This is a genomic window from Streptomyces sp. NPDC001070, from assembly GCF_053598835.1.
Map to the genome: position 1 here is coordinate 378,928 of NZ_JBSFLB010000002.1, position 24,749 is coordinate 403,676.

The 24,749-nt window shown below is 72.5% G+C and carries 27 protein-coding genes and 1 pseudogene; 16 read left to right on the forward strand and 12 right to left on the reverse strand.

The features are described from left to right. Positions 1-2: 2 nt before the first annotated feature. From ybeY to ACWDAS_RS03985, 3 genes are all read left to right on the forward strand, one after another. On the forward strand, positions 3-500 hold the full coding sequence (gene ybeY, locus ACWDAS_RS03975) for an rRNA maturation RNase YbeY (protein ID WP_450387189.1): 498 nt from the start codon (positions 3-5) through the stop codon (positions 498-500). Positions 501-505: 5 nt separating this feature from the next. Beyond that, positions 506-1,834, forward strand: coding sequence for a hemolysin family protein (locus ACWDAS_RS03980; protein ID WP_450387191.1), 1,329 nt, complete (start codon positions 506-508; stop codon positions 1,832-1,834). Between the two features lie 129 nt (positions 1,835-1,963). After that, positions 1,964-2,320, forward strand: coding sequence for a cytidine deaminase (locus ACWDAS_RS03985; protein WP_450387193.1), 357 nt, complete (start codon positions 1,964-1,966; stop codon positions 2,318-2,320). Between the two features lie 12 nt (positions 2,321-2,332). On the opposite strand, the gene ACWDAS_RS03990 is transcribed toward ACWDAS_RS03985, so the two are convergent. Beyond that, entirely contained in the window at positions 2,333-2,539 is a 207-nt protein-coding gene (locus tag ACWDAS_RS03990; RefSeq protein ID WP_450387195.1) for a LysR substrate-binding domain-containing protein, read from the reverse strand. Positions 2,540-2,716: 177 nt separating this feature from the next. On the opposite strand from ACWDAS_RS03990, the gene ACWDAS_RS03995 reads away from it, so the two are divergent. The 3 genes and pseudogenes from ACWDAS_RS03995 to ACWDAS_RS04005 form a co-directional block, all read left to right on the forward strand. After that, on the forward strand, positions 2,717-3,205 hold the full coding sequence (locus tag ACWDAS_RS03995; protein WP_450387197.1) for an aldo/keto reductase: 489 nt from the start codon (positions 2,717-2,719) through the stop codon (positions 3,203-3,205). Then, positions 3,193-4,146, forward strand: coding sequence for a GTPase Era (gene era, locus ACWDAS_RS04000; RefSeq protein WP_450387199.1), 954 nt, complete (start codon positions 3,193-3,195; stop codon positions 4,144-4,146). The genes ACWDAS_RS03995 and era overlap by 13 nt, the downstream gene beginning before the upstream one ends. 13 nt (positions 4,147-4,159) lie before the next feature. After that, positions 4,160-4,555 (forward strand): annotated as a pseudogene (locus ACWDAS_RS04005) (zinc ribbon domain-containing protein); the annotation flags it as partial. 34 nt (positions 4,556-4,589) lie between these two features. Here the strand turns inward: ACWDAS_RS04005 and ACWDAS_RS04010 are convergent. Together ACWDAS_RS04010 and ACWDAS_RS04015 are read right to left on the reverse strand one after the other, a co-directional pair. After that, positions 4,590-4,856: a protealysin inhibitor emfourin gene (locus ACWDAS_RS04010; RefSeq protein ID WP_450387201.1), complete on the reverse strand. Its 267-nt coding sequence runs from the start codon at positions 4,854-4,856 to the stop codon at positions 4,590-4,592. A gap of 9 nt (positions 4,857-4,865) precedes the next feature. After that, positions 4,866-5,984, reverse strand: coding sequence for a M4 family metallopeptidase (locus tag ACWDAS_RS04015; protein WP_450387203.1), 1,119 nt, complete (start codon positions 5,982-5,984; stop codon positions 4,866-4,868). A 312-nt stretch (positions 5,985-6,296) separates the two neighbouring features. Here ACWDAS_RS04015 and leuA point away from each other — a divergent pair, with 312 nt between their 5' ends. The 5 genes from leuA to ACWDAS_RS04040 all read left to right on the forward strand — a co-directional run bounded on the left by leuA (position 6,297) and on the right by ACWDAS_RS04040 (position 13,340). Continuing rightward, positions 6,297-8,066 (forward strand): 2-isopropylmalate synthase, encoded by a 1,770-nt coding sequence (leuA, locus tag ACWDAS_RS04020; RefSeq protein WP_450387205.1) that lies wholly within the window; start codon positions 6,297-6,299, stop codon positions 8,064-8,066. Between the two features lie 204 nt (positions 8,067-8,270). Then, positions 8,271-8,987, forward strand: a complete 717-nt coding sequence (locus ACWDAS_RS04025; RefSeq protein WP_450387206.1) for a TerB family tellurite resistance protein — start codon at positions 8,271-8,273, stop codon at positions 8,985-8,987. A gap of 243 nt (positions 8,988-9,230) precedes the next feature. Then, positions 9,231-11,330, forward strand: a complete 2,100-nt coding sequence (locus ACWDAS_RS04030; protein WP_450387207.1) for an MMPL family transporter — start codon at positions 9,231-9,233, stop codon at positions 11,328-11,330. Between the two features lie 55 nt (positions 11,331-11,385). Further along, positions 11,386-12,654, forward strand: a complete 1,269-nt coding sequence (locus tag ACWDAS_RS04035; RefSeq protein WP_450387209.1) for a sensor histidine kinase — start codon at positions 11,386-11,388, stop codon at positions 12,652-12,654. Between the two features lie 50 nt (positions 12,655-12,704). Then, positions 12,705-13,340 carry a response regulator gene (locus ACWDAS_RS04040; RefSeq protein ID WP_450387289.1) on the forward strand — a complete coding sequence of 212 codons (636 nt, stop codon included), beginning with the start codon at positions 12,705-12,707 and terminating at the stop codon, positions 13,338-13,340. Here the strand turns inward: ACWDAS_RS04040 and ACWDAS_RS04045 are convergent. Together ACWDAS_RS04045 and ACWDAS_RS04050 are read right to left on the reverse strand one after the other, a co-directional pair. Beyond that, a complete protein-coding gene (locus tag ACWDAS_RS04045) occupies positions 13,330-13,629 on the reverse strand; it encodes a hypothetical protein (RefSeq protein WP_450387211.1) in 300 nt (99 codons plus the stop codon). The genes ACWDAS_RS04040 and ACWDAS_RS04045 overlap by 11 nt on opposite strands. Continuing rightward, positions 13,629-13,991 (reverse strand): DUF1304 domain-containing protein, encoded by a 363-nt coding sequence (locus tag ACWDAS_RS04050; protein WP_450387213.1) that lies wholly within the window; start codon positions 13,989-13,991, stop codon positions 13,629-13,631. Before ACWDAS_RS04050 ends, ACWDAS_RS04045 begins: the two co-directional genes overlap by 1 nt. Before the next feature lie 56 nt (positions 13,992-14,047). On the opposite strand from ACWDAS_RS04050, the gene recO reads away from it, so the two are divergent. The 4 genes from recO to ACWDAS_RS04070 are packed head-to-tail and all read left to right on the forward strand — an operon-like array spanning position 14,048 to position 16,614. Further along, a complete protein-coding gene (gene recO, locus ACWDAS_RS04055) occupies positions 14,048-14,794 on the forward strand; it encodes a DNA repair protein RecO (RefSeq protein ID WP_450387215.1) in 747 nt (248 codons plus the stop codon). A 51-nt stretch (positions 14,795-14,845) separates the two neighbouring features. Then, positions 14,846-15,685, forward strand: coding sequence for an isoprenyl transferase (locus tag ACWDAS_RS04060; protein WP_450387217.1), 840 nt, complete (start codon positions 14,846-14,848; stop codon positions 15,683-15,685). 45 nt (positions 15,686-15,730) lie between these two features. Further along, positions 15,731-16,270: a YcxB family protein gene (locus ACWDAS_RS04065; protein WP_450387219.1), complete on the forward strand. Its 540-nt coding sequence runs from the start codon at positions 15,731-15,733 to the stop codon at positions 16,268-16,270. Next, positions 16,267-16,614 carry a hypothetical protein gene (locus tag ACWDAS_RS04070; RefSeq protein ID WP_450387221.1) on the forward strand — a complete coding sequence of 116 codons (348 nt, stop codon included), beginning with the start codon at positions 16,267-16,269 and terminating at the stop codon, positions 16,612-16,614. Before ACWDAS_RS04065 ends, ACWDAS_RS04070 begins: the two co-directional genes overlap by 4 nt. 13 nt (positions 16,615-16,627) lie before the next feature. On the opposite strand, the gene ACWDAS_RS04075 is transcribed toward ACWDAS_RS04070, so the two are convergent. From ACWDAS_RS04075 to ACWDAS_RS04090, 4 genes are read right to left on the reverse strand one after another with little or no spacing between them, the layout of a single operon-like run. Next, entirely contained in the window at positions 16,628-17,053 is a 426-nt protein-coding gene (locus ACWDAS_RS04075) for a Fur family transcriptional regulator (RefSeq protein ID WP_450387223.1), read from the reverse strand. A 52-nt stretch (positions 17,054-17,105) separates the two neighbouring features. Then, positions 17,106-17,999, reverse strand: coding sequence for a metal ABC transporter permease (locus ACWDAS_RS04080; RefSeq protein ID WP_450387224.1), 894 nt, complete (start codon positions 17,997-17,999; stop codon positions 17,106-17,108). Continuing rightward, complete coding sequence (locus tag ACWDAS_RS04085) at positions 17,999-18,760, reverse strand: metal ABC transporter ATP-binding protein (protein ID WP_450387226.1); 762 nt, start codon at positions 18,758-18,760, stop codon at positions 17,999-18,001. Before ACWDAS_RS04085 ends, ACWDAS_RS04080 begins: the two co-directional genes overlap by 1 nt. Positions 18,761-18,794: 34 nt before the next feature. Continuing rightward, the gene (locus tag ACWDAS_RS04090; RefSeq protein WP_450387228.1) at positions 18,795-19,772 is read right to left on the reverse strand and encodes a metal ABC transporter substrate-binding protein; all 978 of its coding nucleotides are present in this window, start codon (positions 19,770-19,772) and stop codon (positions 18,795-18,797) included. A 182-nt stretch (positions 19,773-19,954) separates the two neighbouring features. Between ACWDAS_RS04090 and ACWDAS_RS04095 the strand changes: the two genes are divergently transcribed. Next, complete coding sequence (locus ACWDAS_RS04095) at positions 19,955-21,337, forward strand: glycine--tRNA ligase (protein WP_450387230.1); 1,383 nt, start codon at positions 19,955-19,957, stop codon at positions 21,335-21,337. A gap of 87 nt (positions 21,338-21,424) precedes the next feature. On the opposite strand, the gene ACWDAS_RS04100 is transcribed toward ACWDAS_RS04095, so the two are convergent. From ACWDAS_RS04100 to ACWDAS_RS04110, 3 genes are all read right to left on the reverse strand, one after another. Beyond that, positions 21,425-22,009 carry a TetR family transcriptional regulator gene (locus ACWDAS_RS04100; protein ID WP_450387232.1) on the reverse strand — a complete coding sequence of 195 codons (585 nt, stop codon included), beginning with the start codon at positions 22,007-22,009 and terminating at the stop codon, positions 21,425-21,427. A gap of 33 nt (positions 22,010-22,042) precedes the next feature. Continuing rightward, a complete protein-coding gene (locus tag ACWDAS_RS04105; protein ID WP_450387234.1) occupies positions 22,043-23,053 on the reverse strand; it encodes an aldo/keto reductase in 1,011 nt (336 codons plus the stop codon). Between the two features lie 137 nt (positions 23,054-23,190). Then, positions 23,191-24,600 (reverse strand): MFS transporter, encoded by a 1,410-nt coding sequence (locus ACWDAS_RS04110; RefSeq protein ID WP_450387290.1) that lies wholly within the window; start codon positions 24,598-24,600, stop codon positions 23,191-23,193. Between the last annotated feature and the right edge of the window lie 149 nt (positions 24,601-24,749).

The following is a 24,749-nucleotide window of genomic DNA, read 5'->3' on the forward strand; positions in this document are numbered from 1 at the left end:
CTATGGCGATCGACGTCAACAACGAATCCGGCTGGGATTTCGACGAGGCGGCGGTGCTCGACATCAGCCGCTACGCCCTGCAGCACATGCGCATCCACCCGCTGTCCGAGCTCTCGGTCATCGCGGTCGACGCCGACGCCATGGAGCAGCTGCACATCCAGTGGATGGACGAACCGGGCCCCACCGACGTCATGTCCTTCCCCATGGACGAGCTCCGTCCCGGGAAGGACGACGAGGAGCCCCCGCAGGGCCTGCTCGGGGACATCGTGCTCTGCCCCGAGGTCGCGAAGAAGCAGGGCGAGGCGGCCGTCACCAAGCACTCCATGGACGAGGAGCTGCAGTTGCTCACCGTCCACGGGGTGCTGCACCTGCTCGGCTACGACCACGAGGAGCCCGACGAGAAGGCGGAGATGTTCGGCCTGCAGAAGGCCGTCCTCGACGGCTGGCGCGCCGAGCGCGGCATCCAGGGTCCCTCCCCGGCCCCGACCACCACCCACTGATCGCGATGGTGGTCTCCGCCGTCCTGCTCGTCGTCGTCGCCTGGCTCGCCGCCTGCGCCGAGGCCGGCATCGCGCGCACCTCCCGCTTCCGGGCCGAGGCCGCGGTGCGCGCCGGCCGGCGCGGCGCCGACAAGCTGCTGGCGGTCTCATCGGACCCCACCCGCTACCTCAATGTCGCCCTGCTGGTCCGGGTGGCCTGCGAGATGGCGGCGGCGGTGCTGGTCACCGTCGTCTGCGTGCGGCACTTCGAGGAGACCTGGCAGGCGGTCCTCGTCGCCGTCGCGGTCATGATCGTGGTCTCCTACGTCGCGGTGGGCGTCTCGCCCCGCACCATCGGCCGCCAGCACCCGCTGAACACGGCCACCGCGGCGGCGTACGTACTGCTGCCGCTGGCCCGCGTCATGGGCCCGATCCCGGCGCTGCTGATCCTCCTCGGCAACGCGCTCACCCCCGGAAAGGGTTTCCGCCAGGGCCCGTTCGCCTCCGAGGCGGAGCTGCGCGCGCTGGTCGACCTCGCCGAGAGCGAGTCCCTCATCGAGGACGAGGAGCGCCGCATGGTGCACTCCGTCTTCGAACTCGGCGACACCCTCGTGCGCGAGGTCATGGTGCCGCGCACCGAGCTCGTCTCCATAGAGCGCTACAAGACCATTCGCCAGGCCATGACCCTCGCCCTGCGCAGCGGGTTCTCGCGCATCCCGGTCACGGGCGAGAGCGAGGACGACATCGTCGGCATCGTCTACCTCAAGGACCTCGCCCGCCGGGTGCACATCAACCGCGACGCGGAGACCGACCCCGTCTCCTCGCTGATGCGCCCGGCCTACTTCGTCCCCGACACCAAGAACGCGGGCGACCTGCTGCGCGAGATGCAGCGGGAGCGCAATCACGTCGCCGTGGTCATCGACGAGTACGGCGGCACGGCCGGCGTCGTCACCATCGAGGACATCCTGGAGGAGATCGTCGGCGAGATCACCGACGAGTACGACCGCGAGGCGCCGCCCGTCGAGGAGCTCGGCGCGGGCCGCTACCGCGTCACCTCCCGCCTCGACCTCGGCGACCTCGGCGAGCTCTACGGCGTCGACCTCGACGACGAGGACGTGGAGACCGTCGGCGGTCTCCTCGCCAAGACCCTCGGCCGGGTGCCCATCCCCGGCGCCTCCGCCGTCGTCGACCTCCCCGAGGCCGCCTCGGTCCCCGACGCCCCGGCCGCCCTGCGGCTCACCGCGGAGGCCCCCTCGGGCCGCCGCAACCGCATCGGCGCGGTCCTCGTGGAGCCGGTCGCGGCCGTCACGGAGGACCCTGCGGGGCCGGAGCCGGACGGGGCGATGCACGGCTAGCCGGCCGGTCCCGGGCTCCGGCCCGGATCCGTCAGCCCTCGTAGACGGGGGCTTCGTCGTCACTCATGCAGGGGATCATGACAATGCCCCGTCCCCGGAGGGAACCCCTCGGACGGATACGCTGACCGCATGAGCGACGAGCTGCCCGGACTGTCCGCCGAGGACCGCAAGATCATCACGCTGGCCCGCTCCGCCCGGGCCCGCAACGGCGTCCCCGAGGGCGCGGCCGTCCGCGACGAGACGGGACGCACGTATGTGGCGGGGACCGTCGCGCTGGAGTCGCTGTCGCTCAGCGCGCTGCGGACCGCGGTCGCCATGGCGGTCGCGAGCGGTGCCAAGTCCCTGGAGGCTGCGGCCGTGGTGTCCGAGGCGGAGGCGGTGCCGGACGAGGACCGCGCGGCCGTGTGCGACCTGGGCGGTGCGGACACCCCCGTGCTGCTGGCCGGACCCGACGGCGCCGTGCGGACGACGGTCACCGCGGGCTGAGGTGACGCCGGCTCACCCGGTGGCGGCCGCCGCCTCCGGGAACGCCGCCACGAACTCCGCGACCTCGGGCCGGTGGTCGTCCGAGCGCCACGCCAGGGCGAGTTCGGCGGGCGCCAGGCCCCGTACGGGGCGGGCCACGACCCCGGGGCGAGGGTAGAGCTCCGCGTTGCCCTGCGCGACGAGGGCGACGCCCAGCCCCGCGGCGACGGCCTCGAACACGTCGTCCGGGGTGGCGGCCGCCGTGCCGACGACGCGTCACGGCCGCCCCGCGCGTCGAGGCCGAGCCAGAAGTCGCGGAGCGCCCGGCGTCGCGCGGCAGGACCGCGAAGGGCTCGTCGTACAGCTCGGCGAAGTCGATCTCGTCCCGGCCCACGAGCGGGTGGTCCGCCCGGCGTCGTGCGCCGCTTCGTCCCCAGGCTTCGGGGAGGGCAACCTCGAGGTCGGCAACGACCGCTTCGCCCCCGTCCGCGCATCGCCGCGGACCTCGGCCTCACCCCGGGACAGCTCGCCCCGGCCTGGCTGCCGCACCAGCACGAGCACGTCGTCCCCATCCCCGGCAGCCGGACCCCGGCGCACATCGCGGAGAACCTCACGGCCGCCCGTGTGGAATTGCACACCGACACCCTGGCCCGCGTCGACGAGGCCCTGGGCGCCTTCCGGCCCGAGGGCACCCGCGCTACTGGGCTGAGACCCCAGGAGTCCCGGCCGGCAGGGGCGTGCCCGGCGCCCGCCCGAGGGGGCCGAGCCGAACGCCGTCCCGGCAGCCAAGGCCGCCGGAGCGGCCGCTCGAGCGGTCCGGGGCGCCGTGTCCCGGTGCCCGCCGCCCGGCGGCGGCGCCGCGCGCGTCAGCGGGGCCCGGTGGATCAGGGACAATGGTCGCCATGAGCGTTCGCACCGAGACGACCCCAGCCCCCGCCCACCGGGCCGGCTTCGCCTGCTTCGTGGGCCGCCCCAACGCGGGCAAGTCCACCCTGACCAACGCTCTGGTCGGCACGAAGGTCGCCATCACCTCGAACCGGCCGCAGACCACCCGGCACACCGTGCGCGGCATCGTGCACCGCCCCGACGCCCAGCTCGTCCTCGTCGACACCCCCGGCCTGCACAAGCCGCGCACCCTGCTCGGCGAGCGGCTCAACGACGTCGTGCGGACCACCTGGGCCGAGGTCGACGTGATCGGCTTCTGCCTGCCCGCCGACCAGAAGCTCGGCCCCGGCGACCGCTACATCGCCAAGGAGCTGGCCGGGGTCCGCAAGACCCCCAAGGTCGCCATCGTCACCAAGACCGACCTGGTGGACTCCAAGCGGCTCGCCGAGCAGCTGGTCGCCATCGACCGGCTCGGCGCCGAGCTGGGCATCGAGTGGGCGGAGATCATCCCCGTCTCCGCCGTCGGCGACAAGCAGGTCTCGCTCCTCGCCGACCTCATCGTCCCGCTGCTCCCGGAGGGTCCCGCCCTCTACCCGGAGGGCGACCTCACCGACGAGCCCGAGCAGGTCATGGTCGCCGAACTCATCCGCGAGGCCGCGCTGGAGGGCGTACGGGACGAGCTGCCGCACTCCATCGCCGTCGTCGTCGAGGAGATGCTGCCGCGAGAGGGCCGGCCGGCGGAGAAGCCGCTGCTGGACGTGCACGCCAACATCTACATCGAGCGCCCCAGCCAGAAGGGCATCATCATCGGCCCCAAGGGCGCCCGGCTGAAGGAGGTCGGCACCAAGTCCCGCCGCCACATCGAGGCGCTGCTCGGGACGCCGGTCTTCCTCGACCTGCACGTCAAGGTCGCCAAGGACTGGCAGCGCGACCCCAAGCAGCTGCGCAAGCTCGGTTTCTAGCCCGGTCCACCCCGTCGCTGTGGAGGACCTGGCGGTGCAGGGGGTCGCCCGCACGCGCCCGGCCAAGTCCGTGCACGACGCCGGATGGTCGGCGTTCGTGAGCATGCTGGAGTACAAGGCCGCCCGGCACGGGGGCACCTTCATCGGGATCGGCCGCTTCGAGCCCACCAGTCAGGTGTGCTGCGTGTACGGGCTCAAGGACGGGCCCAAGCCCCTGCACGTCCGTGTCTGGACGTGCGGGGCGTGCGGGGCGGTCCTGGACCGGGATGTGAACGCGGCGGTCAACGTCGCCAAGGCGGCCGGACTGGCCGTGTCAGCCCGTGGAGCGCAGGCAAGGCCCGGTCTCGTCCCGGCACCGCGCGGCGAAGCGGGAACCCACCCGACAGCGCAGCGCTCCACGGCACGGTAGACGGGAGTCGCCGTCCTTCAGGACGGCGAGGATGTCAAGCGCCCTCCTTCAGCACCAGCTGGATCAGCTCGCGCTGCTCCTCGGTCAGCCGCGGGTCCGCGCAGTGCACCGTGCGGCCGTCGACCGTGATCTCGTACCGGAAGCCGTCCGGTACGCCCTGCGGGGGCGCGGCCGGGCCCGCGGCGAGGACGTCCCGGGCCAGGGCGTGCAGACGGAACGCGTCGGGCCGGCCGGCGGTGTCCAGCACGGCCCGTCGCTCGATCCCCGCGAAGCCGCCGGAGCGGATCACCTGTATGCGCATGGCGGACGTCTACCCCTGTGCGGGCGGCCGCGCACCTTCCGGCGCCGGGGACTGGCGCGGCACCTCCGTGCCGTTGACGGCGGTCGCGATGCCGACCTCCGACCAGCACTTCACGACCGCCGCGTGCTCCTCGCCCTCGCCGAACCGCCCGGCGGCCGCGCTCACGGTCGCCTGCGCGAACTCCGCGAAGGTCGCCCGCGGTGACAGCTCCCCGCCGGTCAGCACGTCGTACCAGATCCGGCCGGCCCGCTCCCAGGCGTTGCCGCCCAGCGCGGTGGCCAGCAGGTAGAACGCCCTGTTGGGGATGCCGGAGTTGATGTGCACACCGCCGTTGTCCCGCGAGGTGCGGACGTACTGGTCCATGTGCCCGGGCTGCGGGTCCCTGCCGAGCACGTCGTCGTCGTAGGCCGTGCCGGGGGCCTTCATCGAGCGCAGGGCCACCCCCGTGACGCGCGGGGCGAGCAGGCCGGCGCCGATCAGCCAGTCCGCCCGGTCGGCGGTCTGGCCCAGCGCGTACTGCTTGATGAGGGAGCCGAAGACGTCGGACATCGACTCGTTGAGCGCGCCGGACTGGCCGAAGTAGTCGAGGTTGGCGGTGTACTGGGTGACGCCGTGGGTGAGTTCGTGGCCGATGACGTCGATGGGGAGCGTGAAGTCGAGGAAGATCTCCCCGTCGCCGTCCCCGAAGACCATCTGCTCGCCGTTCCAGAACGCGTTGTTGTAGTCGCGGTCGTAGTGGACGCTGGCGTCCAGCGGCAGTCCGGCGTCGTCGATGGAGTGGCGGCCGTAGGCCGTCAGGTAGAGCTCGAAGGTCGCGCCGAGCCCGTCGTAGGCCCGGTTGACCGTAGCGTCGGCCGAGGCCGCGTCGCCCTCGCCGCGGACCTTCCGCCCGGGCAGGTCCGTCTGGTGCTCCGCGTCGCTGATCGTGCGGCGCGGCTGGTCCGACGGCTCCGCGCCGGGCACCGGGAGGGCGCCGATGACGGTGGTCAGCCGGCGGCGGGTGCGCTGCGCGGCGTCGCGCTCCAGGGTGCGGCGGGCGGGCTCGGCGAGTGCGCGGTCCTCGTTGCGGGCGACCTTGTCGAGGACGTGCGGCGGCACGATCGTGCAGAAAACAGGTGTCTGCTCCATGCATGGCAATGTGGCACGGTGCTCACTGTCTGTCACTAGCTGTGAGCATGATCCACGAAAAGGAGGGAAGATCTACGTTTTTCATGTCATCGGGGGCGGTCTTGCATACTGAGAAGAACGCCGCAGCGGCTGCAGGGTCCTCGGGGGCTCGGCTATGGTCGACAGCATCATGCGTTTCGGGCTGCTTCTTCTTAGCTGCCGCGGCGAGGGCCTGTAGTCCAGGTCGACTCCCTCCCCGCGGAGTTTGGCGTTGTCGGAGAACCAGCGCCGGTCGGCCGCTTCCAAAGCCGCAACCGAGGAGCACCCCCGCAGATGTCCACCCCGAACGCCGTCGGCCGCCCCACGCCCATCACCGCCGCGACCGTACGCCAGCGCCCCACCGCGATGCCGGTCCACAAGTACAAGCCCTACGAGGCGGTGGAGATCCCGGACCGCACCTGGCCGGGCAAGCGGATCACCAAGGCCCCCCGCTGGCTGTCGACCGACCTGCGGGACGGCAACCAGGCGCTGATCGACCCCATGTCGCCGGCCCGCAAGCGCGCCATGTTCGACCTGCTGGTGAAGATGGGCTACAAGGAGATCGAGGTCGGCTTCCCCGCCTCCGGGGAGACCGATTTCGCCTTCGTGCGCTCCATCATCGAAGAGGGCGCGATCCCCGAGGACGTCACGATCTCAGTGCTGACCCAGGCCCGCGAGGAGCTCATCGAACGCACCGTGGAGTCCCTGCGCGGCGCCCCGCGCGCGACCGTGCACCTGTACAACGCGACCGCCCCGACCTTCCGCCGGGTGGTCTTCCGCGGCTCCAAGGAGCAGATCAGGCAGATCGCCGTGGACGGCACGCGCCTGGTCATGGAGTACGCGGACAAGATCCTGGGCGACGACACCGTGTTCGGCTACCAGTACAGCCCGGAGATCTTCACCGACACCGAGCTGGACTTCGCCCTGGAGGTCTGCGAGTCGGTCATGGACGTCTGGCAGCCCGAGGAGGGCCGCGAGATCATCCTGAACCTGCCGGCGACCGTGGAGCGCTCCACCCCCTCCACCCACGCGGACCGCTTCGAGTGGATGTCGCGCAACCTGAGCCGCCGCGAGTTCGTGTGCCTGTCCACGCACCCGCACAACGACCGCGGCACCGCGGTGGCCGCCGCCGAGCTGGCCGTGATGGCCGGCGCCGACCGCGTCGAGGGCTGCCTGTTCGGGCAGGGCGAGCGCACCGGCAACGTCGACCTGGTCACCCTGGGAATGAACCTGTTCAGCCAGGGCGTGGACCCGATGATCGACTTCTCGCAGATCGACGAGATCCGCCGCACCGCCGAGTACTGCAACCAGATGGAGGTCCACCCGCGCCACCCGTACGTGGGCGACCTGGTCTACACGTCCTTCTCCGGCTCCCACCAGGACGCCATCAAGAAGGGCTTCGACGCCATGGAGGCCGACGCGGCCGCCCAGGGCCCGGGTGTGACCGTCGACGATCTGGAGTGGGCGGTCCCGTACCTGCCGATCGACCCCAAGGACGTCGGCCGCTCCTACGAGGCCGTGATCCGCGTGAACTCGCAGTCCGGCAAGGGCGGCGTCGCGTACGTGCTGAAGAACGACCACAAGCTGGACCTGCCGCGCCGCATGCAGATCGAGTTCTCGAAGATCATCCAGGCGAAGACCGACGCCGAGGGCGGCGAGGTCACGCCGAACGAGATCTGGGCGATCTTCGAGGACGAGTACCTGCCCACCCCGGAGAACGCCTGGGGCCGCGTCGCGCTGCGCTCGGCGCAGACCTCGACCAGCAGTGACGGCACCGACACCCTGACCGTCGAGGCGGTCGTGGACGGCGCGGAGACGGTCCTGACGGGCACCGGGAACGGCCCGATCTCGGCGTTCTTCGACGCCCTGGCCTCGGTCGGGGTCGACGCCCGCCTGCTGGACTACACCGAGCACACCATGAGCGAGGGCGCCAGCGCCCAGGCCGCCTCGTACATCGAGTGCGCCATCGACGGCAAGGTCCTGTGGGGCATCGGCATCGACGCCAACACCACCCGGGCCTCGCTGAAGGCGGTCGTCTCCGCCGTCAACCGCTCGGCCCGCTAGTCACCGCGGACGGTGAACCGGCCACGGCGCCCGCCCGGGCGCCGTGGCCGATTCTTGTATTCGGCCCTCACGTGGTACTGACTCCGGCTTGCTCATGTGGCTAACATCACGTCATTACGGCGCCGTTGCCGGAGCGTTACCCACGCCTGCGGCGCGTAATGCGACGAACCGGTGTAAATCGGTATAGCGGCCGGAGGGTGCGAGGTGCTCCAGATCAAGGGCTTGTGCATCTTGGGCGTGCGGACGGTCTGGCACACCGAAGGTGACGGGGAGTTCTTCTGCGCCGACTGCGGCGGCGACCGCGGCTACCGGCGGCGCACCGGTACCCGGCGGCTGACCCTGCTGGGTCTGCCGCTGCTGCCACGCGGTTCGGCCGGCACGATCGTGGAGTGCGTGGTGTGCCGCGCCCGCTCCGGCCCCGAGGCCCTGGAACAGCCCACCACCACCGTCTTCTCCGCCATGCTCCGCGACGCCGTCCACACCGTCGCCCTCGCCCTGCTCACCGCCGGCGGCACGATGGGCCGCGGCGCCCGCGAGGCCGCCGTCGACGCCGTCCGATCGGCCGGCTTCACCGATTGCACCGAGGACCAGCTGCTCGGCCTGCTCGCGGCGATCGTGGCCGACGAGGGCCGGTTCCCCGGCGCCGCCGACGCCCTGGACGCCGAGGGAATCGCCGACGCCCTCGACGGCTGCGGCACCTGGCTGTCCATCGAGCTCCACGAGGCCCTGGAACCCCTCTCCCGCCACCTCGCCCCCCAGGGGCGCGAGCACATCCTGCTCCAGGGCGCCCTCATCGCCCTCGCCGACGGCCCCTACCTCCCCGCGGAACGGGAGGTCCTCGGCGCCGTCGGCCGCTGCCTCGGCCTGGTCTGCGAGGACACCGACCGCGTCCTGGAGGCGGCGGCCCGCACGCCGTCCTGAGGGATCCGGGAGCCGGCACCGGTGGCGTAGCGGGACCGGCACGACGCGGGGACGTTCCCGGTCATCCGCGCCCCACGGCTGTGCCGCGCCCCCGCCTGCCGGTGGCGTACTCCCCGGGGAGTAACGGACCCCGGGCCGCACCCCGCGCAGTAAGGCCCGGTTCGCTCTCGGGTCCGACGAAACGGCGTCCCGCGGCCGGAAGTCTGGAGACGACCAGACAACCGGCCCGGAGGGAGGCCCGCGATGGGGGCCCCGACCACTGAGACCACGGCGAGCGCGGCGGCGGAGCCGCGGCCCGAGCCAGGACAGGGAAGGCGGCGAGGGGCGCGCCTGGTGCCCTGGGGGGTGCTCGTACTCTGGCTCGCGGTGCTCGCGCTCGCCGGCCCACTGGCCGGCAAGCTCGCCGACGCGCAGCAGAACCGGGCGGTCGACTACCTGCCGGCGAGCGCCGATTCGACCCGGGTGGCGAAGCTGCAGGACGCGCTGCCCGGCGGTGAGGCCACCGAACTCGTCCTCGTCTACCACCGCGACGGCGGGCTGACCGCCGCCGACCGGGCCACGGCCGAAGGCCAGGTCGCCACCGTCGCACGGGCGCACCGGCTCAGCGGCGGCGGGCAGCCGCACGGCGTCCCGTCGCGGGACGGCACCACCCTGATGTACCCGGTCGCCGGCACCGGGCCGGGCCAGGACGACGCGGCCCAGCGAGCCTTCGTCGAGGACGTGCGCGCCGTCGCGACCGGCGGCGACGGACTGACCGTCCAGGTGGGCGGCCCCGGGGCGCTCACCACCGACATGAAGGAGGTCTACTCCTCCCTCGACGGGCCGTTGCTGTACACCACGGTCGCCGTGGTCGCCGTGCTGCTGATCCTCATCTACCGCAGTCCATTGCTGTGGCTGCTGCCGCTCCTGGTCGCGGGCGTCGCCGACGCCGCCGCCATGGCCGGGGTCTACGGCCTGCACCGGGCCTTCGACGTCACCGTCACCGGCCAGAGCCAGGGCGTGATGACCATCCTCGTCTTCGGCGCAGGCACCGACTACGCGCTGCTGCTCGTCTCCCGCTACCGCGAGGAGCTGCGCCGCGTCCCGCGCCCGTACGACGCCATGCGCGCCGCGCTGCGCGGCTGCGGCCCCGCCGTCCTGGCCTCCTCCGGCACGGTGGCCGCCGGGCTGCTGTGCCTGCTCGCCGCCGACCTCAACAGCAGCCGGGGCATGGGCCCCATCGCCGCGGTCGGGGTGCTGTGCGCGCTCGTGGCCATGACGACCCTGCTGCCCGCGCTGCTGGTGCTGCTGGGGCGCCGGGTCTTCTGGCCGCTGGTCCCGGCGTACGGCAGCGAACCGCCGGTCCGGCGCGGCCTGTTCGCGGCGATGGGCGGCTCCGCGGCACGCCGGCCGCTGGCCGTGCTCGCGGGCGGGGCGGTCCTGCTGGGCGCCCTGGCGATCGGCACGGTCAACCTGCCCGGGAGCCTGAAGAACGACAACGCCTTCACCAGCACCCCCGAGTCGGTGGCAGCCATGCGCACCCTCGCCCGCGCCCACCCCGACAGCGGCGCCCAGCCGATCACCGTCATGGCGCCCACCGGCCGGGCGGACGAGGTCGCGGCGGCGGCCCGGACGACCGAGGGCGTCGCCGCCGTGGAACGCGGCCGCAGCGGCGGCGGCTGGACCGAACTGTCCGTCACCGCCCGGGCGGTACCGGAGTCCGCGGCGGAGACGGTCACCATCAAGGCGTTGCGCTCGGACCTGGACGGCCCGTACGGGGCGTACGTGGGCGGGCCCAGCGCCCAGCAGCTCGACCTCGCGGACACCAGCGCGCGCGACCGCCTGCTCGTCGTGCCGCTCGTCCTCCTCTCCGTGCTGCTGATCCTCGTCGCGCTGCTGCGCAGCCTCGTCGCGCCGCTGATGCTCGTCGCGGCGGTGATCGCCGTGTGGGGCGCGTCGCTGGGCATCGGCGGGCTGGTCTTCGGGCCGCTCTTCGGTTTCGAGGGGACGGACCCGGGGCTGCCGCTGCTGTCCTTCGTCTTCCTGGTCGCCCTCGGCGTCGACTACGGCATCTTCCTGATGCACCGGATGCGCGAGGAGTCGCTCGACGGCGCCACGCCCGCCGCCGCGGCCCTCACGGCGCTGCGCACCACCGGCGGGGTCATCGCCTCCGCGGGACTGGTGCTGGCGGCGACCTTCTCCGTACTGGTCGACATGCCGCTGGTGTCGCTGGTGGAGCTGGGCTTCGTCATCGCGGTCGGTGTGCTGCTGGACACCTTCCTGGTGCGGACCTACCTCGTCACGTCGGCCAGTCTGGCGCTCGGCCGCCGGGTGTGGTGGCCGGGCCGGCTCGGCCGGGCGTGAGCCGGCCCGGCCGGCACCCTGGGAACCCGCCGACCCCGTAACGGAAGATGGAGCCGTGCCGAAGCAGCCACGCACCGCCCTCGCCCGCCACGGCGACGCCCTCCTCGCCGTCGCCGTGCTCGCGCTGCAGTGCGCGCTCGCGGTCCTCTTCCCCGACGAGAACGGGCATCGCCCGGACGCGCTGGGCTGGACGCTGATCGTCGTCAGCGCGCTGGTGCTGACGGCGCGGCGGCGGGCGCCGATGGCCGTGATGATCGCGACGGTCGTGGTCGTCGGCCCCTACCACGCCCTGGACAACCTCCATGCGGCCGTGGTCCCGGCCAGCATGGTGGCGCTGTACTCGCTGGCCGTCGCCGGACCGCCGGTCCGGACCTTCCCGACGGTGGCGGCGGTCATCGGCATCATGACGTCGGTGATGGCGGCGACCCCGAACCGGCACGCGGTCACCGACATGCTGCGCAGCGGCGGCTGGGTGCTGGCGATGGCACTGGTCGGCGAGGCGGTGCGGATCCAGCGCAAGTACGTGGCCGCGATCGTCGAGCGCGCCGAGCGGGCGGAGCGCACCCGTGAGGAGGAGGCGGCCCGGCGGGTCGCCGAGGAGCGGCTGAGGATCGCCCGGGACCTGCACGACCTGCTCGCCCACAGCATCACGCTGATCGGCGTGCAGACCTCGGTCGCCGCCCACGTGCTGCTCGCGGATCCGGACCGGCTGGACCGCACGGCCGTCGCCGGCGCCCTGGACGGCATCGCGGACACCTGCCGCGACGCCCGCGCGGAGCTGCGGGCCACCCTGCAGGTGCTGCGCGGCGACGACGAGCGCGGCCCGCTGCCGGGCCTGGCCGGGGTGACCGACCTGGCCCGGTCGGCGGAGGCCGCGGGGGCCCGGGTGGAACTGGCGGTTGCGGCCGGTGCCGACGGGGTGCCCCCGGCCATCGGCGCGGCCGCGTACCGGATCGTGCAGGAGGCCCTGACCAACACGGTGCGGCACGCCGGCGGCGGCACCCGGGTGCGGGTCGGACTCACCCTCGACGCCCAGAAGGAGGCCCTGCGCATCGCCGTCACCGACGACGGGCCGTGCCCGGAGGAAGGACCGCAGTCCCCGCCGCAGCAGGACGGCAAGTGGCGCCCCTGGCGGGCCATGGCGGCGCCCAAACCGCCCGCGGAGCTCCCCGCGCCGGCCGGTTACGGCCTCATCGGCATGCGCGAGCGGGCCCGCAGCGTCGGCGGCACCCTCACCGCCGGTCCCTCCCCGGAGGGCGGTTTCGCCGTGGCGGCCGTGCTCCCGCTCGCCGGGGGCGGCGCGCTCGCGGGAGGTCCCGCGTGATCCGCGTGCTGCTCGCCGACGACCAGACCCTGGTCCGCGAGGCCTTCGCGATGCTCGTCGAGTCCGCCCCCGACATGGAGGTCGTCGGCCACGCGGCCACCGGGCGGCAGGCCGTGGCGGCGGCCCGCTCCTGCCGGGCCGACGTGGTCGTCATGGACATCCGCATGCCCGACCTCGACGGCATCGAGGCCACCCGCCTCATCGCCGCCGACGACGACCTGGCCGGCGTCCGGGTGCTGGTGCTGACCACGTACGACACCGACGACCACGTCCTGCCGGCGCTGCGCGCCGGGGCCAGCGGCTTCCTGGTCAAGGACACCCGCCCGGCCGACCTCCTCGACGCCATCCGCACGGTCGCCGCGGGCGAGGCCCTGCTCTCCCCGGGGCCGACCGCGCGGCTGATCGCCCGGGTCCTGCGCCTCCCGGAGGGCCCCCCGCAGGGCGGCCCGGCCCCGGAACGCCTCGCGGTGCTCTCCGAGCGGGAGCGGCAGGTGCTCACCCTGGTCGCGCGGGGCCTGAACAACACGGAGGCCGCCGAGGCACTGGGCCTCAGCCCGCTCACCGCCAAGACCCACGTCAGCCGCATCATGGGCAAACTCGGTGCCCGCGACCGCGCGCAGCTGGTGATCGCGGCCTACGAGTCGGGGCTGGTCGCGCCGGGTGGACCGGCGGGTGTCAGCGGCTGACCATCCAGGCCACGATCGCCGCGCCGGCGGCGAAGCAGGCGAGCATGATCCACAGTGTCGAGCCCAGCGTCTGCCGGTCCGCGGCCATCCCGGACGCCGCGGAGGCGCCGTGGACCCGCGACAGATGGTCCAGCGCCCGCTCCTCGGCGCCGCCCCAGGTGATCTGCTCGCGCCACTCGCAGTGCCGGCACTCGAGCATCCGCCGCTGCCGGTCGGCGTAGCCGTACAGGACCTCCAGGACGGTGCCGTCGGGGCCGGTCGCGGTGATGTGGTGGGTGACGCTGTCCATCAGCGGGCCGCCAGGACGAGGGCCAGCGCGATGAGCGCCGGCACGGTCTGCACGAAGACGATGCGGCGGCTCGCGGTCGCCGCGCCGTACACCCCCGCCACGGCCACGCAGACCAGGAAGAACACCTTCGCCTGGAAGCCGGCCGGATCGGACGCCACCGCGCCCCACACCAGCCCGGCGGCCAGGAAGCCGTTGTAGAGCCCCTGGTTGGCCGCGAGCGGCCTGCTCTCCGCCGCGAACTCGGCGCTCGTCCCGAAGACGGCCCGCGTACCCGGGGTGGTCCACAGGAACATCTCCAGGACCAGGATGTAGACGTGCAGGGCCGCTATCAGCAGCACGGCGACGGTTGCGGTGATCGACATGGGCCGTAGCGTACGACCCGGGCCGGGCCGGTCGCTCCGTACGGGAGAATGGGCGCATGAGTCTGTTCCGCGACGACGGCATCGTGCTGCGCACCCAGAAGCTGGGCGAGGCGGACCGGATCATCACCCTGCTCACCCGCCGGCACGGCCGGGTGCGGGCGGTGGCCCGCGGCGTGCGGCGGACGAAGTCCAAGTTCGGGGCGCGGCTGGAGCCCTTCTCCCATGTGGACGTGCAGTTCTTCGCGCGCGGGGGAGAGCTGGTCGGCCGCGGCCTGCCGCTGTGCACCCAGGGCGAGACGATCGCCCCCTACGGCAGCCGCATCGTCAGCGACTACGCCCGCTACACCGCGGGCACGGCGATGCTGGAGACCGCCGAGCGCTTCACCGACCACGAGGGCGAGCCGGCGGTGCAGCAGTACCTGCTGCTCGTCGGGGGACTGCGCACCCTCGCCGGCGGCGAGCACGATCCGCGCCTGGTGCTGGACGCCTTCCTGCTGCGCTCGCTCGCGGTCAATGGCTACGCGCCCAGCTTCGGCGACTGCGCGAAATGCGGGCTGCCCGGGCCCAATCGGTTCTTTTCGGTCGCCGCGGGAGGAGTCGTATGCGGCGAGTGCCGCCCGCCCGGAAGCGTCGTACCCTCACTGGAGTCACTGGAACTCCTCGGCGCGTTGCTCGTCGGGGACTGGGAGACCGCCGACGCGTGCGAGCCGCGCCACTGCCGGGAGGGCAGCGGACTGGTCGCCGCGTATCTGCAGTGGCACCTGGAGCGCGGCCTGCGCAGTCTGCGCTTCATCGAGAAGTAGCGGCATCCGGCAGCACCAAGACGTGAGGCACAGGAAGTGGAGAGCAGGCGCATGGCAGTACGCGGGATTCTGAGCCGTTCACGGCGCGAGTACCGGGCTCCCGACCCGCACCCGTCCGGCGCGCAGCCCCCCAAGATCCCCGGCGAGCTGGTCCCCCAGCACGTCGCCATCGTCATGGACGGCAACGGCCGCTGGGCCAAGGAGCGCGGCCTGCCCCGCACCGAGGGCCACAAGGTCGGCGAGTCCGTCGTGCTCGACGTTCTCAAGGGCTGCCTGGAGCTGGGCGTCAAGAACCTCTCCCTGTACGCCTTCTCCACCGAGAACTGGAAGCGCTCCCCCGAGGAGGTCCGCTTCCTCATGAACTTCAACCGCGACGTCATCCACCGCCGCCGCGACGAGATGCACGAGCTGGGCATCCGCGTGCGCTGGGCCGGGCGCATGCCCAAGCTTTGGAAGTCCGTCGTCAAGGAGCTCCAGGTCGCGGAGGAGATGACCCGCGACAACGACGCGATGACGCTGTACATGTGCGTCAACTACGGCGGCCGCGCGGAGATCGCCGACGCGGCGGCCGCGCTCGCGCAGGACATAAAGGCGGGTCGTCTCGACCCCTCCAAGGTCAACGAGAAGACCCTGGCCAAGTACATGTACCACCCCGACATGCCGGACGTGGACCTGTTCGTGCGGCCCTCCGGCGAGCAGCGCACCTCCAACTTCCTGATCTGGCAGTCCGCCTACGCCGAGATGGTCTTCCAGGACGTCCTGTGGCCGGACTTCGACCGCCGCGACCTGTGGCGCGCGTGCCTGGAGTACGCCTCGCGCGACCGCCGCTTCGGGGGCGCGATCCCCAACGAGCAACTGCCGGAGACGGAGGGGACCGCGCCGGAGGCCTGACCGGTAGCATCCGGTGGATCTTTGTCACCGGGGAGGGGCGGGCACATGGACAACGCGACACCGCGGGCGGAGACGGCTCCCGTCACGCTGGCGTACACGCTGACCGCCGACGACTTCGCGTCGGCGCTGCGCGCACGACAGCGCCGGACACCGTGGGGGCGCGCGACGCGCCTGCTGACGATGGTGGCCCTGGTGCTGTTCGTGATCGCCACGGCGGTCTCACTGGCCCTCGGTGAGGGCATGCCCGTCCCCGCGCCGCTCACCGCCGGCCTGGTGGCCGGCCTCACGAGCCTTGTGTGGCTGCCCCGCCTCCAGGCCCGTGCGCTGCAGAAGGCGACGGCGCGACACGGGCGGATCGAGGCGGTGGTGGACGCCTCGGGCGTCCGGCACTCGGCGGAGCACGGTTCCAGCTCCATGGCCTGGCAGCTGTTCGGACGTTACCTCGAGACCGGGGACGCCTTCGTGCTGCTGAGTCCGGACCGGGCGGGCACCACCCTGGTCATCCTCCCCAAGCGGGCCGCCGGAGCCCCCGGTGAGACGGACCGCCTGCGGGCGCTGCTCGACGCCCACCTGACCCGCGGGTGAACACGGCCCGGACGCGCGGCTGTGCCGCGGCAGCGCTGCTCGCGGCCGGAGGCTTTCTCGCGCTGCTGAGCTTCTTCGGCGCCACCGAGCTGGGTACCTTCCCCGGCGACCTGCAGGAGAACCGGGCTCCGCTGGTCGTCACGGCGTGCGTGATCGCCGTTCTGCTCACCGCGGGCGGAGTCGCCGCGGCGGGGCGGGGCTCGTGCGTCGCGCTCGCCTCCGCTGCCTGCGTCGCCCTGCTCGTGACGTGGCGGCTGTACACCATCGGGCCCGCCCTGCACTGCTGGTCGTACAACACCGTGGTGAGCAACCCCGACGGCTCGTACGACTGCGTCGACCGCTGACCGGACGGAAGGCTCAGTCCTCGGTGGCGTGCGCGCACCCCGCGCACTCCGCGCACGTGCCGAAGATCTCGACCGTGTGCGCGACGTCCACGAAGCCGTGCTCCTCGGCGATCATGTCGGCCCACTTCTCGACCGCCGGGCCCTCGACCTCGACGGCCTTGCCGCAGAGGCGGCAGACCAGGTGGTGGTGGTGACCGCTGCTGCAGCGCCGGTAGACGGACTCGCCGTCGCCGGTGCGCAGGACGTCGATCTCGCCGGCGTCGGCGAGGGACTGCAGCGTGCGGTAGACCGTGGTGAGGCCGACCGAGTCGCCCCGGTGCCGCAGAAGGTCGTGCAGCTCCTGGGCGCTGCGGAACTCGTCGACCTCGGCCAGGGCCGCGGCGACAGCGGCGCGCTGCCGCGTCGATCGGCCGCGGACGGGGGGCTTGGCGGTCGTCACCGGTGGCCTCCTACTCGGTCGGTTCGGTCGGTCATTCTGCCAGGCCGGGCGCTCACACCCGGACGTCGTCCTCGGTGGGACGCGCCGCGGGTACCTCCAGGGTGCACCGTGCCCCCTCCTCGGCGGCACGTCGTGCACGCTTTTTCGCCAGCGGCGCGGCCAGCAGGGTCAGCGTGACGAAGACGCCGATGGCGATCAGCACGATGGTCGCGCCGGAGGGCACGTCGGCGTAGTACGAGGTGACGGTTCCGGAGAAGGCGACCGTCACGCCGAGCGCGATCGACAGGCCGAAGGTCGTGGCGAAACTGCGGGTGATCTGCTGCGAGGCGGCGACCGGGATCACCATCAGCGCGCTCACCAGCAGCAGCCCGACGACCCGCATGGCGACCGTGACCGTGACCGCCGCGGTGACCGCGACCAGCAGGTTGAGCAGCCGGACGGGCAGGCCGGTGACGCGGGCGAACTCCTCGTCCTGCGAGACCGCGAACAACTGCCGCCGCAGGCCCACGGTGACCAGCACGACGAAGCCGGCCAGCAGGCAGATCGCGGTGATGTCCTGCGACGAGACGGTGGTGATGGAGCCGAACAGATAGGTGGTGAGGTTGGCGTTGGAGCCGTTCGGCGCGAGCGAGGTGAACAGCACGCCGGCGGCCATGCCGCCGTAGAACAGCATGGCGAGCGCGATGTCGCCGCGGGTCCTGCCGTACCACCGGATGAGCTCCATGACGACCGCGCCCGCGATCGACACGGCCGTCGCCATCCACACCGGGTTGGTGCTGAGCAGGAAGCCCAGGCCGACACCGGTGAGCGCGACATGGCCGATGCCGTCGCCCATCAGGGCCTGGCGGCGCTGGACGAGGTAGATGCCGATCGCGGGGGCGGTGATGCCGACCAGGACGGCGGCGATCAGGGCCCGTTGCATGAAGGCGTAGGAGAACAGCTCCATCAGAACAGCCCCGTCCGGATCGGTTCGGCCGCACGGTCGGCGTGCGGGTGCACATGGTCGTGGCCGGGCAGCGCGTGCTGGCCCTGTGCCTTCGGCGGGGGGCCGTCGTGGACGACGCAGCCGTCGCGCAGCACCACCGCGCGGTCGATGAGCGGCTCCAGCGGGCCGAGTTCGTGCAGGACCAGCAGAACGGTGGTGCCCAGCGAGACCTGTTCGCGAAGCGTCCCGGCGAGCACCTCCTGGCTGGCGAGGTCGACGCCGGCCATCGGCTCGTCCATGATCAGCAGTTCGGGCTCGACGGACAGCGCGCGGGCGATGAGCACCCGCTGGTGCTGACCGCCGGAGAGCGCCTCCACCGGGTCGCCGGCCCGGTCGGCCATCCCGACCAGTTCCAGGGCGCGCTCCACGGCCCGCCGGTCCGCCTTGCGCGGCAGGCCCAGCCTCGTACGGGCCAGGCGCCCGGCCGAGACCACCTCGCGCACGGTGGCGGGGACACCGGACGCCGCCGTGGTGCGCTGGGGGACGTAGCCGATCCGCGCCCAGTCGCGGAACCGGCTCCGCGGGGTGCCGAACAGCTCCAGTTCGCCCGCGGTGAGCGGCACCTGCCCCACCACGGCGCGCACCGCGGTGGACTTGCCCGAGCCGTTGGCCCCGAGCAGCGCGACGACCTCGCCGCGCCGCACGGTCAGGTCGATCCCGCGCAGTACCGGCCGTGAGCCGCGCGAGGCGGTCGCCCCCCGCATCGATATGACCGTGTCCATTTCAGCCTCCGTACCGGGCTCCGTCATCGCGGCCTCACTTCGCGCCGAGCGCGGCGCGCAGGGCCTGAAGATTGCTGTGCTGGACCTCGAAGTAGTCGCTGCCCTGGGACTTGTCGGTGATGCCCTCGATCGGGTCGAGGACCGCGGTCTTCAGGCCGAGGTCGCCCGCGAGGGTCTTGGCGGTCCTGTCGCTGGCGAGCGCCTCGAAGAATACGGTGCTGACGCCCTTGTCCTTGGCGAGCGTCTGCAGGGTCCTCATCCGGGCGGCGCTGGGCTCGGACTCCGGGTCGATGCCGTTGATCGCCTCCTCGACCAGCCCGTAGCGCTCGGCGAGGTAGCCGAAGGCGGCGTGGGTGGTGATGAAGGTGTCCGAGGCGCGGTTCCGCAGCCCGTTCTCGAAGTCGGTGTTCAGCGCGTCCAGCTTCTTCACCAGCGTGTCGGTGTTCTTCTCGTATGTCGCCGCGTGGTCCGGGTCGGCCTTGGCGAGGGCCTTGCCGACGCCCCTGGCGACCTGGGCGTAGCGCACCGGGTCGAGCCAGATGTGCGGGTCGGCGCCCGCTCCCCTGGCCTCCGGCATGGGGGACCCCTCCTCGTCCTCGTGCCCGGTGTGGTTGTCCCCGGTGGTGTGGTGGTGGCCGTCGACCTCGGTGCCGTGGTCCTCGAGGGTGGTCAGCGCGGCGGCGTCGACGGTGTTCTTCACGCCGGACTGGGCGATCGCGTCGTCGACGGCCGGCTGCAGGCCCTTGAGGTAGACGACGACGTCGGACTCGCCCAGCTCGCCGGTCTGCCGGGGGGTGAGCTCCAGGTCGTGCGGTTCGGTCCCGGGTTTGGTCAGTTCGGTCACGGTGACGTGGCCGCCGCCGATCTCCTCGGCCAGGAACTGCATCGGGTAGAAGGAGGCGGTGACCTTCAGCCTGCCGTCGTCGCCGCTCGCACCCGCGCTGGAACAGGCGGTGAGGGCGACCAGCCCGGCGACGGCGGTGAGGGGGACCAGGGCGCGACCTATGTTCATGACACCCATTTTCAACAAAACTGGAAACGATTGTCAATTGGCTTTGTCCCCGCCTTCCGCGACCCCGGACTGCGGAACCGATTTGATACAGGCCCCGCACCCGCCGGTAATCTGAGGTATTCGCCGGACCGCACGCGACCCGGCGGATCCCACCGACCGCTTCGTCGTCTGAAGAGAGCACCGTGGCCGCCGACAAGATCGACACCATCGTCAGCCTGAGCAAGCGCCGTGGCTTCGTTTTCCCCTGCAGCGAGATCTACGGCGGTCAGCGCGCCGCCTGGGACTACGGGCCGCTGGGCGTCGAGCTCAAGGAGAACATCAAGCGCCAGTGGTGGCGTGCGATGGTCACCTCGCGGGAGGACGTGGTCGGCATTGACTCCTCGGTGATCCTGGCCCGCGAGGTCTGGGAGGCCTCGGGCCACGTCGCCACGTTCACCGACCCGCTCACCGAGTGCACCTCCTGCCACAAGCGTTACCGCGCGGACCACCTGGAGGAGGCGTACGAGGCCAAGCACGGCCATCTGCCGGCCAACGGCCTGTCCGACGTCAACTGCCCGCACTGCGGCACCAAGGGCGCCTTCACCGAGCCCAAGCAGTTCTCCGGCCTCCTGGCCACCCACCTCGGCCCGACCCAGGACTCGGGGTCGGTGGCGTACCTGCGCCCGGAGACCGCCCAGGGCATCTTCACCAACTTCGCCCTGGTGCAGCAGACCTCGCGCCGCAAGCCGCCGTTCGGCATCGCCCAGACCGGCAAGTCGTTCCGCAACGAGATCACGCCGGGCAACTTCATCTTCCGGACCCGCGAGTTCGAGCAGATGGAGATGGAGTTCTTCGTCAAGCCGGGCGAGGACGAGACCTGGCACGAGTACTGGATGGAGCAGCGCTGGGGCTGGTACCGGGACCTCGGCATGCGCGAGGAGAACATGCGCTGGTACGAGCACGCCAAGGAGAAGCTCTCCCACTACTCGAAGCGCACCGTCGACATCGAGTACCGCTTCAACTTCGGCGGCACCGAGTACTCCGAGCTGGAGGGCATCGCCAACCGCACGGACTACGACCTCAAGGCCCACAGCCAGGCCAGCGGCCAGGACCTGTCGTACTTCGACCAGGAGGCCGGCGAGCGCTACTTCCCGTACGTCATCGAGCCCGCGGCCGGTCTCAACCGCGCCATGCTCGCCTTCATGCTCGACGCGTACAACGAGGACGAGGCCCCGAACGCCAAGGGCGTGATGGAGAAGCGCACCGTCATGCGCCTCGACCCGCGCCTGGCCCCGGTCAAGGTCGCCGTCCTGCCGCTGTCGCGCAACCCGGAGCTCTCCCCGAAGGCCAAGGGCCTGGCGGCCGACCTGCGCCGCCACTGGAACATCGAGTTCGACGACGCCGGCGCCATCGGCCGCCGCTACCGCCGCCAGGACGAGATCGGCACCCCGTTCTGCGTGACCGTCGACTTCGACACCCTCGAGGACAACGCGGTCACCGTGCGCGAGCGCGACACGATGAAGCAGGAGCGGGTCTCGCTGGACCAGGTCGAGGCCTACCTCGGCGGCCGGCTGCTCGGCTGCTAGGTCCGTAACCGGACGGACGCACGAAGGCGCCCGGCCACCCCTCGCAGGGGTGGCCGGGCGCCTTCGTGCGTACGCGGGGTCGGGCGCTCAGGCCTTCAGGCCGCGCAGGATCAGGTCGGTGACCGCGGAGAACGCGGCGTCGATGCCCGGGGCGAACCACTCGGCGGCGTACGCCGGGTCGTGGAAGCGGACGGTGGCGTCCCACACCGCCTGCGCTGCGGCATCGGGGTCGCCGGCGGCGAACTCGCCGGTGGCCACGCCGTCCCGGACGATCCGCGCGAGGAGCGAGACCATGACGGCGACGTGCTGGGCGACCACCGAGCTGTGCTCGACGGTGAGCGCCATGTACGTGGCGAACAGCTCGGGGTCGCCGCCCGCCTTGCGCCGTTTGGCCGCGAACAACGCCTCCAGCCAGGCGCGCAGCCGCTCCGGCCCCGGGCGGCCGCCGTCCTGCGCTATCGCCGTCAGCTCCGTGTGGGCCTGGTCCAGCCACCGCTGGGTGACCGCCTCCCGCAGCGCGGCCTTGGTGCGGAAGTGCCGGTAGACGCTGCCGTGGCTGACCCCGAGGGCGCGCGCCACGTCGACCACGGTCGCCTTGGCCGGGCCGTAACGGCGCAGCACCTCTTCCGTGGTCTCCAGGATGCGTTCGGCGGTCAGCGTCTCGGGTGGCATGGCGTCATTCTCCCAGGGCCGGGCGGGTGCCCGTCAGTGCCGCCGCTCACTGTCCAGGTGCGCCATCTGCGACTCCGGGTAGCGCTCGCCCGCGGCCGCGTCGGCCGGGACCGCGGTCTCGATCGCCGCCAGGTCGGCCGCGTCGAGGGGCAGGTCCAGCGCGCCCAGTGCCTCGGCCAGCCGCTCGCGGGTGCGGGCGCCTACCAGCGGGACGATGTCCTCGCCCCGGGCCAGTACCCAGGCGATGGCGGTCTGGGCGACGGTGACCCCCTTCTGCTCCGCGATCTTGCGCAGCGCCTCCACCAGCCCGAGGTTGTGCTCCAGGTTCTCGCCCTGGAAGCGGGGGCTCATCGCGCGGAAGTCGTTGCCTGCCAGCTGCCGGTCGCGGGTGAAGTGCCCGCTGATCAGGCCGCGGGACAGCACGCCGTACGCCGTGATGCCGATGCCCAGCTCACGGGCGGTGGGCAGGATCTCCTCCTCGATGCCGCGGGAGATCAGCGAGTACTCGATCTGCAGATCGGTGATCGGGGCCACGGCGGCCGCGCGGCGCAGGGTGGCGGCGCCCACCTCGGACAGGCCGATGTGGCGCACGTAGCCGGCCTGGACGAGCTCCGCGATGGCGCCGACGGTCTCCTCGACGGGGACCTGCGGGTCGACCCGGGCGATCCGGTAGACGTCGATGTGGTCGGTGCCCAGGCGCTGCAGCGAGTACGAGGCGAAGTTTCTGACGGCCTGGGGGCGCCCGTCGATGCCCAGCCACTCGCCGCCGGGCCCGCGCAGGGCGCCGAACTTGACGCTGACGAGGGCCTTCTCGCGGTCGGCGGGGGCGGCCGTGCGCAGCGCCTCGCCGATGAGCATCTCGTTGTGGCCCATGCCGTAGAAGTCGCCGGTGTCGATCAGCGTGACGCCCGCGTCGAGGGCGGCGTGGATCGTGGCGATCGACTCGGTGCGGTCGGCGTCGCCGTAGAGGGCGGACATGCCCATGGCGCCGAGACCGAGTGCGGAGACGGCGGGACCGGTGGAACCGAGGGTGCGGTTCTGCATGGGGGACTCCTTGGATCGGATCAGGAGGTCAGGTGGGGATACCGGCGACAATGACACATGCGCTGACAGATTTCAATATCTGTCAGCGCATGGCTGTCACTCACTCACGCACTCCGACCGACCCGGAACCCGCCTCCTCAGCCCACGTGCCGCGGCAGCCGCAGGCTGAGCAGCGCCGTCCCGATCACGGCCGCGAGCTGTACCACCAGGACCGCGACCAGTGCGTCCCGCGTCCCGTGCGACGGGGCCAGGGCGAGGAAGAGCGTGCCGAGGGTGGCCACGCCCAGGGCCAGCGCCGACTGCTGGGTGGTGATCATGACCCCGCTGCCCACGCCGGCCCGCTCGGCCGGTACATCCGCGAGCACCAGCCGGAACAGCACCGGCAGCTGCAGCCCCTGGCCGAAGCCGGCGATCGCGACACCCGGCAGCAGGGCCCAGGCGGTCATCCCGGTCTCCCACTCGCGGGCCACGGTCAGCGCCAGCACCGCGATGCCCAGGGCCTGCAGGACGCCGCCGGCGGTGACCACCCGCCCGCCGTACCGGCCCACCAGGCGCGGTCCGGCCAGCGAGGCCACGAAGAACGCCACCGCCATCGGCACGAGCGTGGCGCCCGCCTCCACCGGCCCGTACCGCAGGCCTTGCTGCAGGGCGACGGCGATCACGAACATGAAGCCGCCGAAGCCGATGGAGAACGGCACCAGCAGCGGCAGCGCGCGGCGCATGCCGGTCAGCGCGAACAGGCTCGGCGGCACGAGCGGGATCCGCCCGGCCCGGTCGGCCCGCCGCTCGACCAGGAAGAAGGCCAGGGCCGCGAACGGGAAGACGGCCAGCGACACCCAGGTCCACACAGGCCACCCGGCCGCCCGGCCCTCGGTCAGCGGCGCCAGCAGGGTCACCAGCGACACCGCCAGCAGGAAGGTGCCCGGCCGGTCGACCGGCGCGGGCCGGTCGGAACGGGTCTCCGGCACCGAGCGCACCGCGAGCAGCAGACCGGCCGCGGCGACCGGCACGTTCACCAGGAACACCGCGCGCCAGCCGGTCCCGGCGATGTCCGCGGCGACCAGGACGCCGCCGAGGATCTGGCCCGCGACCATGGACAGGCCCGCGGTCGCGCCGTACAGGCTCAGCGCCTTCGCCCGGCGGTGGCCGGAGGTGGCGGAGTGGATGGTGGCCAGCACCTGCGGCAGCATCAGCGCGGCCGCCGCGCCCTGCGCGACCCGGGCCCCCACCAGCACCCACGCGTCGGGCGCCAGGCCGCAGGCCAGCGAGGTCAGGCCGAACGCCGCCATGCCGGCGAGGAAGAGCCGGCGGCGCCCGAAGGAATCGCCGAGCCGGCCGCCGAGCACCAGCAGCACGGCGTACGCGACGCCGTAACCGGCGACCACCAGCTCCAGCAGCGCGGCCCCGGCGTGCAGATCGGTCTCGATGGCGGGCAGGGCGACATTGACGATGAAGAAGTCGATCAGCGGCAGTGCGGCGCCCAGCAGCACGGTGAACAGGCCCAGCGGGCTGAGCAGCGGTGCGGCGGAGCCGGGCGGCGTTTCCACGGCCGGTGGCGCGGTGCTCGGGGCCCGCGTCGCGTCACAGGCGCCGACGCGGATGACACGGGGCCGGACCTCGGCGCGGGAACGCAGGTCGGCGGAGACGGTGGCTTCGATGCGATCGGTCACGTATGCCACCATGGCCCTGTTCTCAG